The organism is Brevibacillus soli, from assembly GCF_044759095.2.
Classification (GTDB): Bacteria; Bacillota; Bacilli; order Brevibacillales; family Brevibacillaceae; genus JBIYSM02.
The window spans coordinates 15,534-29,305 of the sequence record NZ_JBIYSM020000028.1; the positions used below are offsets into that span (position 1 = coordinate 15,534).

The 13,772-nt window shown below is 49.4% G+C and carries 13 protein-coding genes and 1 other annotated feature; of the genes, 6 read left to right on the forward strand and 7 right to left on the reverse strand.

The window, feature by feature from the left end:
• From ACE99V_RS12805 to ilvA, 3 genes are all read right to left on the reverse strand, one after another.
• Window positions 1–1,266 (reverse strand): efflux RND transporter periplasmic adaptor subunit, encoded by a 1,266-nt coding sequence (locus ACE99V_RS12805; protein ID WP_400491478.1) that lies wholly within the window; start codon window positions 1,264–1,266, stop codon window positions 1–3.
• A gap of 141 nt (window positions 1,267–1,407) precedes the next feature.
• Window positions 1,408–2,217 (reverse strand): hypothetical protein, encoded by an 810-nt coding sequence (locus ACE99V_RS12810; RefSeq protein WP_400491479.1) that lies wholly within the window; start codon window positions 2,215–2,217, stop codon window positions 1,408–1,410.
• Between the two features lie 179 nt (window positions 2,218–2,396).
• Window positions 2,397–3,641, reverse strand: a complete 1,245-nt coding sequence (gene ilvA / locus ACE99V_RS12815; RefSeq protein WP_400491480.1) for a threonine ammonia-lyase IlvA — start codon at window positions 3,639–3,641, stop codon at window positions 2,397–2,399.
• Window positions 3,642–3,837: 196 nt separating this feature from the next.
• Window positions 3,838–4,088 (reverse strand) — a binding site (T-box leader).
• A gap of 104 nt (window positions 4,089–4,192) precedes the next feature.
• Here ilvA and ACE99V_RS12820 point away from each other — a divergent pair.
• The 6 genes from ACE99V_RS12820 (at window position 4,193) to ACE99V_RS12845 (ending at window position 9,580) form a co-directional block, all read left to right on the forward strand.
• Window positions 4,193–5,086: a hypothetical protein gene (locus ACE99V_RS12820; protein ID WP_400491481.1), complete on the forward strand. Its 894-nt coding sequence runs from the start codon at window positions 4,193–4,195 to the stop codon at window positions 5,084–5,086.
• A gap of 109 nt (window positions 5,087–5,195) precedes the next feature.
• On the forward strand, window positions 5,196–6,512 hold the full coding sequence (locus ACE99V_RS12825; protein WP_400491482.1) for a Cdc6/Cdc18 family protein: 1,317 nt from the start codon (window positions 5,196–5,198) through the stop codon (window positions 6,510–6,512).
• Window positions 6,513–6,862: 350 nt separating this feature from the next.
• Complete coding sequence (locus ACE99V_RS12830; protein ID WP_400491483.1) at window positions 6,863–7,681, forward strand: TrmB family transcriptional regulator; 819 nt, start codon at window positions 6,863–6,865, stop codon at window positions 7,679–7,681.
• Between the two features lie 16 nt (window positions 7,682–7,697).
• Complete coding sequence (locus ACE99V_RS12835; RefSeq protein WP_400491484.1) at window positions 7,698–8,321, forward strand: LysE family translocator; 624 nt, start codon at window positions 7,698–7,700, stop codon at window positions 8,319–8,321.
• Between the two features lie 276 nt (window positions 8,322–8,597).
• Window positions 8,598–8,822: an alanyl-tRNA editing protein gene (locus ACE99V_RS12840; RefSeq protein WP_400491512.1), complete on the forward strand. Its 225-nt coding sequence runs from the start codon at window positions 8,598–8,600 to the stop codon at window positions 8,820–8,822.
• A 104-nt stretch (window positions 8,823–8,926) separates the two neighbouring features.
• Entirely contained in the window at window positions 8,927–9,580 is a 654-nt protein-coding gene (locus ACE99V_RS12845; RefSeq protein ID WP_400491485.1) for a glycoside hydrolase domain-containing protein, read from the forward strand.
• Between the two features lie 109 nt (window positions 9,581–9,689).
• On the opposite strand, the gene ACE99V_RS12850 is transcribed toward ACE99V_RS12845, so the two are convergent.
• Genes ACE99V_RS12850 through ACE99V_RS12865 form a run of 4 tightly spaced genes read right to left on the reverse strand, consistent with a single transcriptional unit; the run spans window position 9,690 to window position 13,707 of the window.
• Window positions 9,690–10,427 carry a PIG-L deacetylase family protein gene (locus ACE99V_RS12850; protein ID WP_400491486.1) on the reverse strand — a complete coding sequence of 246 codons (738 nt, stop codon included), beginning with the start codon at window positions 10,425–10,427 and terminating at the stop codon, window positions 9,690–9,692.
• Between the two features lie 21 nt (window positions 10,428–10,448).
• Window positions 10,449–11,429 (reverse strand): N-acetylglucosamine kinase, encoded by a 981-nt coding sequence (locus tag ACE99V_RS12855; RefSeq protein ID WP_400491487.1) that lies wholly within the window; start codon window positions 11,427–11,429, stop codon window positions 10,449–10,451.
• Window positions 11,429–12,937, reverse strand: a complete 1,509-nt coding sequence (gene argH, locus ACE99V_RS12860) for an argininosuccinate lyase (protein WP_400491488.1) — start codon at window positions 12,935–12,937, stop codon at window positions 11,429–11,431. Before argH ends, ACE99V_RS12855 begins: the two co-directional genes overlap by 1 nt.
• The gene (locus ACE99V_RS12865) at window positions 12,934–13,707 is read right to left on the reverse strand and encodes a creatininase family protein (RefSeq protein ID WP_400491489.1); all 774 of its coding nucleotides are present in this window, start codon (window positions 13,705–13,707) and stop codon (window positions 12,934–12,936) included. The genes argH and ACE99V_RS12865 overlap by 4 nt, the downstream gene beginning before the upstream one ends.
• Between the last annotated feature and the right edge of the window lie 65 nt (window positions 13,708–13,772).

A 13,772-nucleotide genomic window follows, 5' to 3' on the forward strand; every position in this document is an offset into this window, starting at 1 on the left:
CTATCCTTTTGGTTGGGTCTGGCCGTTTGGATCGATAATCACAACGGCCGAACCTGCAACCAACGTGTTTTGCCCCTTCACAACCACTTCTTCTCCGCCTGTCAAGCCTTCCAATATTTCTACCCGTTCTCCATCGGATTCTCCCACTTTCACATTTACCTGCTTTGCTTTTCCTGCCTCAACGACATAGACGTAATTCTGTTTATCTCTTGAAATCACCGCTTCCCTGGGAACAACCAGCGCCTGATGGGGCTTGCCCGTCATTTCTACGGATGCAATCATGCCGACTTTCACACGAAGATCCGGGTTGGGGATATCCATTTCGATCGGATACGATTTTGTCGAATCCGCAAGCGGACTTACGGACGATACTTTTCCTGCTGTGGTGAGGTTAATGGAAGGTATTTTAATAGAAACGGTCTGTCCATTTTGAAAGAGCCCAATCTGGCTTTCCGTCGCCTGTGTTTTCACTTTCATGGTCGCGATGTTGATAATCTGAGCAATATCCGTATTACTGGAGACATTGGCGCCGACTGTAACCGGCAAAGAACCGATCACTCCGTCGATCGGTGCTTTCACAATCAGATTAGCGGCATTCAACTGGGCAAGCGCATAATCTGCTTCCGCTTGCTTCCATTGTGCTGCTGCGGCATCCAGAGAAGTTTGTGTCGGCCCTTTTTTATCCAGTTGAAGCTTTTGCTTCTGGTTTTCCAGATTGGTTGACGCGCTGATGAGAGCCGCTTTGGCTTTTTCCCATTCTGCAATCGAGACGGCCCCTTCCTTGTAAAGCGTCTCCGTTCGCTCCAGATCTTTCTTCGCCGCTTCGTATTTGTTTTGCAAGTCCGCAATGGAGTTTTGCGTCTGCACGAGAGATTCTGCCGGCGTTCCAGCCTTTGCCTCCATGTATCTTGCCTGTGCCGCCAAAAGCGAAGCTTGAGAACGCTGCAGCTGTATCCTCGCTTCCTCCCCATCCAGTGTCACAATGGGTTGACCCGCTTTGACCTGGTCCCCCATGTTCACATGAATTTGTTTGATGCGCCCCGCTGTTTTGGACGTAACCGCAACCTGCTGGCTTGCTTCCAACCGGCCGCTGAGAGAAAGGGTAAGACCAAACTCCTCTCGGCTTGCTTTTTTTACTTCCACAGGCACTGCTCTTTGTGACTGGCTGAATCTGGCCCCTGAATGGTTCTGCTGCGGGGCGCATCCTGTAATCAATCCAAAGATCATGACGGCTGCAGCGATCCCCTTCACTTTGCTTGACCTCAAACCGGCTTCCTCCTTCTCTTTCTGGCAAACAAAATAGGTATGCATCTAAAAAATTCCAATAATACTAGTAAACCATTTGTTTTTTTGAAACAGATTTGAAGAAGGCAGGTGAAAAATCACCTGCCTCTTATTGCAACGGTTTTAGGACGACTGATCTGCATCGGTCTTTTTCGAGAATTCGCCTTTAAATTTATGCTCAACCATTTTCTTCACAAAGGTCTCGAGTTCCGCTTTCCGTTTGTCCGCTTGCTCTTGTGTCAGCTTGCCCGCTTTTACGGCAGCTTCCAGGTGTTCTTCGTGCTGTTTGGTCAGCAGTTGGATTACTGCGTCTGCAGAAACACCTTGCGCCGCTGCAATTTCCGCCAGGGATTTGCCTGCTTTCAATTCCTCTTGCAGCTTGGCGGCGTCTACTTTCAGAAGCGTCAGCAGTTCCTCGTTCTCCTTAAAGCCAAGTTTAAAGCCTTTGCCCATTCCTCTACCGTGGTGGGCATTTTCAACATGAGCTTTCACTCTCTCAGCCGTTCTTTCCTTCAGCTTGTCTGCCTGTTCTTGTGTGAGCTTGCCCTCTTTTACGGCAGCTGCCAGCTGATCTTCCTGCTGTTTGGTCAGCAGTTGGATTACTGCGTCTGCAGAAACACCTTGCGCCGCTGCAATTTCCGCCAGGGATTTGCCTGCTTTCAACTGATTATGCAGTTCTTCCGAATCCAATTTCAGCAGTGCCAAGAGATCAGCGTTTTCACCAAGAGGGGTTCCTTTGAGGAAATGGTTTCCGTGTCCCCCTTTGAATCCTTTCAACCAGCCCATTGCCTCTTTATGATGATCGAAGTTCTTTACACTCTGCTCCGCAGCCGGCTGACTCTGGTCAGCCGCGTACACGCTTCCGATGCTTCCGATACTCACCGCCGCAGCAATGGTTCCCAGGAGCATTCCTGTTTTTGCTTTCCAAAACATATCCATCATCCTGTCAGAATTTGTATAATGGTACCCAGGCACAGCTTTAGTGTAGGCTGTGAATCTTTGATTTTCCTTTGAGAACTGTGGAAAACTGGAGGAAATGTGGTGGAGGAATTGTAGAGCCAGCAAAAAAAAAGCCTGATACAGCGCAGTTTTTGGCTGTATCAGACTGTATCCTAAATAAACAAATGGAACAAATACGGATCTTTTGTAATCTCCGTATAGCCGATCCCGTGGCGGTTCATCCTCTCGATCAGGGGCTGGTAGTCGTCCGGCGACTTCAGCTCGATGCCGACGAGGGCAGGGCCGTTTTCCCGATTGTTCTTCTTGGTGTATTCAAAGCGGGCAATGTCGTCATGCGGGCCCAGCACCCGTTCGATGAACTCCCGGAGAGCGCCTGCACGCTGCGGGAAGTTGATGATGAAGTAGTGTTTCAAGCCTTCGTACAAGAGGGAGCGCTCCTTGATATCCTGCATGCGGTCAATGTCGTTGTTGCCGCCGCTGATGACACAGACCACGTTTTTCCCCGCGATTTGGTCGCGGTAAAAATCAAGAGCGGCAATCGGCAGTGCGCCCGCCGGTTCTACGACGATGGCGTTTTCGTTGTACAGCTCCAGAATGGTGGTGCAGGCTTTTCCCTCCGGCACCAACACGATGTCATCCAGCACTTCCTTGCAGATCTCCCAGGTGTACCGGCCGACCTGCTTGACGGCGGCGCCGTCCACGAACTTGTCGATGTCGACCAGCGTCACGATGTCGTTTTGCTCCAGAGAGCGCTTCATCGACGCTGCTCCCTCTGGCTCCACTCCGATGATTCTGCTGGAAGGGCTGAGCGTTTTGACGTACGAACCGACTCCGGCTGCGAGGCCGCCTCCGCCGATGCTCATGAACACGTAATCAATCGGTTCCTCCATGTCCTGCAGGATTTCCGTTCCCACCGTACCCTGTCCGGCGATGACTCGCAGGTCGTCAAACGGGTGAACGAATGTCATGTTTTCCTCCGTGCAGTATTTCATCGCTTCTGCGAAGGAATCGTCAAACGTATCGCCGGTCAGCACCACCTCCACAAAGGGACCGCCAAACAGCTTGACCTGGGATACTTTTTGCCGCGGTGTTGTCGTCGGCATGAAGATCTTCCCCTGAATCTCCAGCAGGCTGCAGGAGTAGGCCACCCCCTGGGCGTGGTTGCCTGCGCTGGCGCAGACGACTCCGTTTTTTCGTTCGCTGTCGGTGAGACTGCGGATGAGGTTGTACGCTCCCCTGATCTTGAACGATCTCACCACCTGGAGGTCCTCCCGTTTCAGGTAGACGTTGCAGCCGTAGCGCTCGGACAGACGCTTGTTTTTTTGCAGCGGCGTCTTTTCAATCACGTCTTTCAGGGCGTGGTGGGCCACCACGAAGTCTTCCAATTTGATGCTCATTCTTTCCACTTCCTCCACATCTCTACTGTCTCTCTTTGTTTTTGGATAAAAAAAGCTTCGATTGAAGCCCTCTCGAAGAAGCTGGTTCTTCGTTAGAGGAAACTTTTTATGCGTTCCGGAAAGTTTAAGACACTGATGCGTTAACGCTGTAGCAAACGTAAACTTCCTACACGATAAACAAAAAACTCCCGCCCCATACTGAGGCGAGAGGTTCGCGGTACCACCCAGCTTCTCTGTTCTCTTGCGAAAAACAGACTCAACAAGTCCCCATCGGGAACTCCCGTCCGGTAACGTGGACGACTCCGTTGCTTTTTACTCGGACAGAGCCCTTTCCAAAGCAAGGCTCCAAGGTGATCTTCAAAGAAAGATGATGACCGTCCTCTCAGCAGGGCGGACGGCTCTCTGGCATCAGCGCCTTCTTTTACTTGTCCTTATCTTCGCCGAAGTTTTCAAACTCTTACAAAGATTGTAGACACCATCTTCTGTATTGTCAACATTCGAAACAGGAAGCTGGCGTTACTGAGGAAGTCCTTAAAAGGGGTGAATGTTCATTGATTCTTGCGATGAATGGTTTGTTAACAATTGTTGTCATTTTTTTGCTGATCTCCATTTACAAAAGGCGCGTTGAATCCGAACCTCATCTTGGATGGAAAATCGTCGGGTATTATCTGTTAGGCGCCTTTACGTTCAGGATGAATGACATTCCTTTGCCCTTGGGCTTTCTCCTGTTTCTATTGTTTTTCCGACCTGCAAAAAATGTGAAAACCAAACAACATGCCGCTTTTCTCGGACTCGCGATTTTAATGATTCAGCTGATGATTCCGGCATTGGATGAGTATATGTATGAGCGCCCGCGTGAAGTAGCCGGATCCAGCGCAACGATTTCCGAGGTTCGCTTTACAAATGACTGGGGAAAGATTCGGGATCAGCTCAACATCGATCCAGATGCTCATCTGGAAAATTTTCGTGCAGAGTATCAAAAACATGGCGAGATAAAGAGGCTGACCTTTGATCTAGTCAGCCGATCGGAAGAAGGATTTATCCTGTATGACATCCGTTATTCAACCGAAACGAAGACATATACGATCAAGCGTCGCAAGGTTGGTGACCAGTGGCCGCAATACGATCGAACGGTATCGGCTTCCAGATTTTTCGAAGTTTTGGATCAAGTTCAGGTTCGCAAATTGTCACCCGAACACCCGTATGAACGAATCGTCCTGAATAGCGATGCGGAATTGGCCTCTTACGCAATCAAGGACCGGAAGAAATATTGGATACACGGAAATGAAATGAAAGAGATCACAGACGATCAGCTTCCGGTAAGAGGATACTACGTAACCGCTTGTGGAAAGAAGGAAACATATGAAACTACCACCGGTTCAACCAGGTCATCTAGCTGTGAGGGTGAAGTGGATTACTTCTTTGATGTGACGCATGGAAAATGACACGTGGGGCCTTCTGTTTCAAGAACGGGCTGTTTAATCGTGATGAGGAGAACCGTATCATAAGTAGCGGTAAGTTTACTTAATGTTTTCTTGATAAAATGGAAAATATATGACAATATTAAACAAAATGAAAAAATTCCAATGGTTGGTGTGGGCAATGTCTATTAGTATTGAGGAAATAAAAGCGGCATTTTCTCCTGCCAGAGAGATATTAGATCCTAGTAAATTTGTTGGAAGAAGAGAACAAATAAAAGACGCAATGGTTTCCCTAACAAATGAAGGTTCCTTTATGGCTATATATGGACTCCGTGGTGTGGGCAAATCATCAATTGCCTCTCAAATAAAATTAATTGCTGAAGGGAAAACAGAGCTCCCTAATATTCTTAACTTAACACAATATATACCTTCAAAAGGTTTTGACTTTATTACCATTTATACAAAAGTAGACCATTTTATGGATAATGTTTCCGATTTAATAAAACGAATAATGTTTGGTGATGATAGCAATCCTTCTTTGTTTTCCTTTAGTAAAGATGGAGAACGTATGTTAGAAAGTTTCAAGCGAACTATTCAAGTGGATGGTTCAGTTGGAGTTTTTAGTACTAAAGCATCAACTTCTGGAAAAGAAGAAAGTTCATATAAGACAATACGGACGGACGACCTTATCCAAAACTTTAAAGCATTACTCCGCACAATAGAAGATAATAACAGAAATAAAAGTGGTTTGTTAATATTAATTGACGAGTTTGACGTTTTGAAAAATAAGGATGGCTTTGCATCTTTAGTGAAAACATGTTCATCCGATTTTGTAAGATTTGGAGTAATAGGAATAGCTAACACTATAACAGAACTAGTAGTAGATCATGCTTCCGTAGGAAGGCAAATTGAATCAATAGAAGTTACTCTGATGCCGAAGATAGAATTAATGTCGATACTTGACAAGGCCGAAGAGAGAGTAGGCAATAAAATAAGGTTTGATCAACACTCCAAAGAATTAATTGTAAAACAAGCAGAGGGATTTCCCTATTTCGTCCATTTATTAGGTCGTGAAGCTATGCTAGTTGCTTTTGACCTCGGCAAAAAAATTATTGATAAAAGTATTATGGATGATTTAAATACTAAAATTAAGGCAGGACGTTTATCGACGATATATGAGGGAATTTATCACGATGCTGTCAAAAACTCACCCCAAAGGGAGTTATTACTAAAGGCCTTTGCCGAAAGACCTGAGGACGAAATTTATACAGAGGATGTTTACGGCCTTGTCAAGGCAATGGGTGTGACTAATCCTTCCGCTTTGATGAAAGAACTAACGGCTCCAGAAGATAAGAGACCAGTTCTTGTAAAAGTAAGGGATAGATATTTTCGTTTCCTTGACCCTGTATTTAAAGTGTATGCGAAAATTAGAAACTGGAAGTTTGACTAAATTTTTTTAAGGGCATCCATTTAGGGTGCCCTTTAAACTTGCCGTTACAGACAACACGCAGAACCATACCACAAGTAACGGCGAAATTTCAAGAAAAACAGGGACTCCCCCCTAGTGATAACGCCCATACTGGGTACAGACAAAACGGAGAGAGGTCAAACCTGGTTTGGCCTCTCTTTGCATTTTCTCATAAGGGGTACCGCCAGCAAAACGCGGATTTGCCACGCCAAGAAAACAGCCGAGTGTTCTTCCTTCAAAAAGTTTTATTTTTTTGTCTTAAGTTTAATTTGAAATTCTTTACATTTTGCATTATAGTCGTTATAAACATAACTACTACAATGGAGGCTTCAATGGATAAACTGATTGACTGCCTGATGAAAATCGGTTTTTCAACCTATGAAAGCAAAGCATACTTGTCACTTCTGAGACGGTCGCCTGTTACCGGTTATGAATTAAGCAAACAAAGCGGTGTTCCAAGGTCAATGATTTATCAAACAATCAATAAGCTTATTGCTCAAGGTGCCATTCATGAATTGCGTACGGATCCTTTAACATACACTCCAGTGCCTCCAAAGGAATTTCTTGGACGTTTACGGGATGAAAACGATCAAACCTTCAACTATCTTGAAGAAAATTTACAGACGCTGGAATCCCCTCCTGAAGCTCATGTCATTCGTCATATCAAAGAGAGATTACCGGTTCTTGAAAAAATGAAGACCTTGATTTCAAAAGCTCGGCATGAAGTTTGGCTGTCTTTGTGGGATTCTGAGTTGGAGGATTTGAAGCCGTACACGAAAAAAGCACTGGATTCAGGCGTGCGAATTTACTCCCTCTTATTTCATTGCGAACCTACAAATCATTTCGGAAAGACCTATTATCATCCCCCTTCAACTGCTGATGTTGAGGAGCAACGTTTAGGGAAACGTTTATCCGTCGTCGTTTGTGATAATGAAGAGGTGCTGATAGCCGGGTTTTCCAAAGAAACCATTCCGTTTGCCTTACACACGGAGGACCCTCTGTTGGTGCTGCTCGCGAAAGAATATATTCGTCACGATATCATGATGAAAGTGATGACTGAAAAGTTGGGTGTAGAAAAAATGGAGGAGATTTGGAAAGGAGATCCGGACCTTTTTTATCTTGTCACGAACAAAATGTTCAATGAAAAATAAGCAGGAGATGGTATTCATGTATCTTGAGGTGTTTCTCATTGGGATACTGGCTGGTCTGTCCCCAGGACCTGACTTTTTTATCGTGATGAAAAACAGCCTGGGGTTTGGCTGTCGAATAGGAATTGCCACAGCACTCGGTGTTGCCTTTGCCTTGTTTATTCATATTACGTATACGATTTTGGGTTTTACCTATATCCTTGAAAAAGTTCCAAGCATATTTCTAGCCATGAAACTAATGGGCTCTCTTTATTTATTATGGCTTGGATTTCAAGCGATTCGGTCAACACCGCAAAATGGACATAGTGAAACCAATTACCAAAAAACAAATGGGAACAAAACGTTTATGCAGGGATTTCGCGAAGGCTTTCTCTGCAATGTTTTGAATCCAAAAGCCGCTTTATTTTTCTTGAGCATTTTTTCTCAGTTTATTTCGACCGATACGGGCAACTGGGTTCGTTGGATTTATGGTTTGGAAATCGTTTTCGCTGTTGGATTATGGTTTATTTCTTTATCCGCTGTCATTTCCTATCAAAAGTTCAGGGATTTTTATGGACGATATCATTACTGGTTTGATCGATGTTTAGGTGGGATCTTGATTTATTTTGCCGTGGTTATCGTTGCTTCAACCATAAAATTGTAAGGGGAAATTTTATTGGAATTTATCCTACAGGTGGCGGCCAACCCTCCGACACAGGGATCTTAAGACAGGGGTATCGCAGTCTATATCATGTCGTACAGGTGAAACGAGAACAAGGTCAAATCGTCCATTATTTGGATGATACAACCCATTTAAAACGAGAGAGTGTCGAAGCTGAGCTTGATTGGGACAGACGGTACACATTTATGAGATATCATACTCTTCTTCATGTCATCGCAGGCCATCTGTACAAGAAGTTTGGCGCGCTGGCTGCCAGTAATGAGATTTACGAAAATCGGGCGCGTATCGATCTTAAGTTTGAAGAGAACGTTCCAGAATCATACTTTTCAACATGTCAGGTTAGTAGCGATTCAAGACATAGATGAACAAGCGTGTGGCGGAACTCATGTGCGATACACCAAAGAAATAGGAGCATTTTCAATCGTTAACGTGAAAAATAAAGGTGACAAGATAAAAAGGCTGGAAGTCGTTATTCAAAAATAGCACAAACGCTCTGTCCTTTACCGGCCGAGGTCCATCCTCTTTGTCATTTCCCCTGCTTCTTCCATATAAATGGAGGTATCACGTTTGTGAGGGGGCCTGCGAGAATGCCGGAACGAATGTTCTGGGGAGTTGACTCAGCAGCAAGAGTGGGGAACCGTTTGTATCAGTGCGTAGTTCGTAACTTCGGTAAGCCCGCATTCTGGGGAAGGTATTTGGTAACCGTACCGAATGCGGCTGATGGGCTTACGAGAGAAGAAGCGTCTTTTCTTCATCGCAACAACGTGAAGATCCTGCCGATTTACAGCAAATTCCGCCAAGCGGTCGGCTATGACCAAGGACGAATCATCGCAAGAAACAGTATGTATTATGCTCAACTGCTCGGCATTCCCAAAGGAAACATTCTTTTCGCCAATATCGAGAAACGGTTTCCGGTAGATGAGGCGTGGATTCGCGGTTGGGTGGATACCATCTATCAGGGGGGGTATCGTTCGGGGATTTACTGTGATCCAAGTCAACCCGCTTTTCACATTGCCTATTGTCTCGCACAGGAAAAGAGTGAAAGAGTGCGAATTCAAACGGTGCTGTGGAGCCAGGAGCCAACTCCAGGCACATCGTCCCCGCGTCAAGCACCAGCGTATTCCCCTGTGCGCCCTTCCTGTCCAGCACAGGTCTGGGCATGGCAATATGGTGAGAATGCGAGAGAATGTCCGATCGACACCAATCTGATGGACCGCAGGCTGTTTCCGTATTTATGGTAGCGTGTCCAACCGTGAATCATAAAGGTTGTACCTAAGTCTGCCTGAGACTTTCGGGACAACCTCTCTTCGTTATTTTCGATGATTCCCATAGGGCAATGAGCTGCACGAACTACAACTCAATCACGGGAATGCCACCCTCCGGAGCGGCCGGCTGGACCGCTCTTCCCTGGGCGCGAACCAAGGTATAGTACTCATAGCTGCCAATCACGCCGAAGTCTCCCTCCATCACTCCAGGGTATGCCCGGTTGACCGAGTAGACCTGGCTTTGGTGGGCACGGAGCGCTTCTCCCTTTTTCTCCCGAAAGCGGGTGACGTCCACTTTTCCGGTGATCGGGACGGCTGCCGCCGGTCCTTTCTCCTTGCAGTGGTCGTAGTAGTGAGGGATGGAGACGTAGTAAAAATCACACCCCTGTCCGGGGGCAAGTGAGCTTTCCGCCTGAAGCACGGCCTGTTCCGTCGCTTTGGACAGGGCGATGTGGTCGGGATGTCCCGTCACGCCGTCCGGCGGAAAGGTGACGATGACGTCTGGCTTGATCTCCACGATGGTGGCCGTGATCCGCTCGACGATCTCCTGAAAGTCGTGGGAGGCAAGTCCCCCGTCGGGAAAGCCGAACAAAACAGTACGGTTGACCCCGAGAATCGCCGCAGCCTTCAACAGCTCCTGCTCACGGTGCCGGGCCAATTCTTCCCCGCAGGAAAAGGAGAAAGCGCCCGACTTCCCTTTGCCACCCGATGTGGCACAAACCAGATAGGTTTCATGCCCGGCCTCGTGGCATTTGGCAAGCGTACCGGCGCAGGCAAACGATTCATCATCCGGATGGGGAAACACGAACAACAGCCTTTTCATTGGAAACCACCTCTATGCTGCTTACGTTTTGGACTGCTTCTGCAAAAACGCCAGCCCTTTGGCGATCACGCCGTAGATCGGATCGTTTTTTGCCGTCTCGATCTGCACGAAAGGAGTAATCCGGCGAATTTTGCCCAGCACCATGCCCCTCACGCGTTCATCGTTCTGCAAAACACCGCCCTGCAGAATCATCTTGAACGGTTTGTCTGTCATCTCCAATGCATGAATGACAGCACGAGCCGCATGATACAATTCCTCACTGGCCGCTTCGAGGATACGGGCGGCCGCCTGATCCCCGTACGCTGCTGCCTGACTGACCAGGCGGGACAGCTCCCCGACCTTTTCTACGGAATACTCGTCTCCGTACGTCCAGTTAAACAAATCCTCCACGTGCGACAGACCCAAATAGGGAAGCAGGAGGGCAGAGAGGCTGGTTGCCTCACCGCGCCCATCGGCAGCCTTTAATACCGCCGTGATCGCCTGCTTGCCGATCCAGAATCCGCTCCCTTCATCACCGACACGATGGCCCCAGCCGCCGGCCCGAGCCGTCACTCCCTGCCCGTTGACGCCGTAGGCAATGGACCCCGTACCGGCGATGACGAGAATACCGGCTTCCCCGTTGGTCGCTCCCAACAGGGCGGCAAAGCCGTCGTTTTCCACAATCAGATGTCGAACGCGGATCTGCAGCTGCTGCAGTACTCCCTCTACCATCTGTTTGAGGATGCGGCGATCGTGCTCCGTATCCAGTCCGGCTAGACCGAAGACAGCGCACTCTACATCCCATTGGACATGGTTTTCCTGATGGTCTCGCAGGGTGTCATCCATCGCCTGACCGATTGCCTTGATTAACTCGCGGGCCGCCGACTCCACTCCGATTCCCTGATAGTTGCAGGAACCGGCCCGGCCCGTGCCCCGTATGCTTTTATCCGTGTCGGCAAAGACAGCCAGGCACTTGGTGCCTCCTCCGTCCACTGCCAGCAAGGGGATGTGTATGCGTTTCATCACGCTTCACTCCATCGGGAAATGACCTGATCCAGGTACCGCATGGCGTTTTCACCTGAACGTTTCACGTCTTCCAGCCATTCTGCCTGCTCCTGCTGCTGCCGTTTGCGCTCGCAGATCATCCGCTTCATTTCTGTCGGGCTGGGACCGCCCGGCAGGGATCGAATCGTCACAAAATGGACCGGGTCGAGTGACAGTCTAAGCTGTTCTTCGGTGATGCGCAGTTTCCGGCCGATGACCGTTTCCGCTGCCTCGTTTACCAGATCAAGGCTGATCTGATCGGCTGTAAGCCCCTGGCGGACCGCTTCGTTTACAACCCGGCCGACGATGTGATGGGACGTGCGGAACGAAAGTCCTTCCGTCCTCACCAGCGTATCAGCCAGCTCGGTAACCGTGGCGAAGCTGCCCTTTGCCCGTTCCAGCAATACGTCCTTGTTCACATCCATGGTGCCGACTACGCATGCCATCAGGCGGTACATCTGTTCCAAGACGGCCAGACCCCTCCACGCGTACGGCTGCATGTCGTCCTCGGTGTCGACGATGTCGCCGAACGGCGTGTTGTGCATCATGGTCAGTACGGCGGAGGCGTTTCCCACCACGCTTGATAAAAGCGAGCGCATATGCTCAAACGAGACCGGATTTCGCTTCTGCGGCATGATCGAACTGATTTGCACGTACGGGCTCGCCACTTTCAGCACGGCAAACTCAATCGTGCACCACTGCAGCAGATCCTGCACCGTCCGTCCCAGATTAATGGCGGCAAGCTGAAATGCCGCGGCTGTTTCCCCGAGATAGTCGGCTCCGCCGATGGCATCGTAGGAATTCTCCACCAGGCCGTCGAAGCCCAGGAGCTGCATCATCCGCTCGCGGCTGATCGGAAAGCCGGAGGTGGTCAGAGCGGCTGCGCCCATGCTGCTGCGATTGCAGGTACGGTAGGCGTTGACGAGACGCTGGATGTCGCGGTTGAGCGAATCGACGACGGCCATTACGTAGTGGGCCATGGTCGTCGGCTGCGCCTGCTGGGTATGCGTGTAGCCGATCATCACGGTATCCACGTGCTCTTCCGCAAACAGGAGCAAATGCTCTTTCAGATAGAGGGCCGAATGCAGGGTGACGAGCAGCTTGTCGCGCAGCACCATCCGGTAGATCGTGACGCCCATGTCATTGCGGCTGCGGGCAAGATGAAGGTTGCCGGCGATGTCTCCAGCGGACTCCAGCAGCTGGCTCTCTACCTGAAAGAACAAGTCCTCAAACTGTCCGGAATAGCTGGCACGGCGCAGTTCTTCCAGGTCAAGCGAGCGAAGGGCTCGGGCAATTCGTTTCGCATCATTCTCGGTGATGAGCTCCTGCTCCCGCAGCATGATCAGATGGGCATGATGAATCGCCATCATGGGCCTGAGCAAGTGCGCTTTGGCTTCGTTATACGCGGGCTCCAGAACGGCTTCCGTGTAGGTTTTGCCCGGGAAGCTCGTTCCCTCTTCTCGAAATATTTTGTCACGGTAGTTCATCTTGTTATCTCCTCTCCCGCATATTCCTGCCTTCGCATAAGAAGCCAATGGCGGATCAGTTCATTCATGTTCTTTACAGCCTCGGCTACAATGGTCTGCCCAGCCTGCAAGGAGGTTTGCCTGATGCTGCCTGTGTAGCCCGCCCATCCCTGCGGGGTCCCTTCTACCAGTACGTAGGGAAGCGGCGACAACGGCGGCGGCGGTTGCAGTTCCGCATCTTCCTCCCCGACCAAAACCAGTTCCGGATAAAAGGCCTTCACCGCTGACATCTCGTACGGACCGCCGTGCCCGCGACCCGCCGTCCCCTGGAACAACCCCTGCTCTTCGGCAAACGGAACAGCCACCATTTGCCACCAATTGACAATGAGAAAGCTTGCGTCCTTGTACCTTCCCGTAACCGCTTCCGCAACGGTACGCGACGGACCCATATTGGCATCGTGAGCGTTCAGCAGGACAATGTTGCGAATGCCTTGACGGCAGATCCCCTCTACTACATCGGTAAGATAGGAAAGAAATACCTCGGGCCGAACGGAAACCGTTCCCAGGTAGTCCTGCGTTTTCCCCGGGCAAGGCGCGAATGGAACGGTCGGGTAAATCAGGGGGTTTAGCGCCGGGTCAATGGCATCGGCAAATCCCTCGGCGAGGAAAAAGTCGGTACCGAGAGGCGAATGGGGCCCATGGTACTCGACGGACCCGAGCGGCAAAACGGCAAACGGCGCTGTTGCCAGCACGTCGTTGAGCCGTCGCCCGTGCAGTTTGATCGCTTTCATGAGTTCACCCGCCTTCTTAATGTTAGGGAAGGAGGACCCGCGGGAGGGCCCTCCCCCTGTTCAAC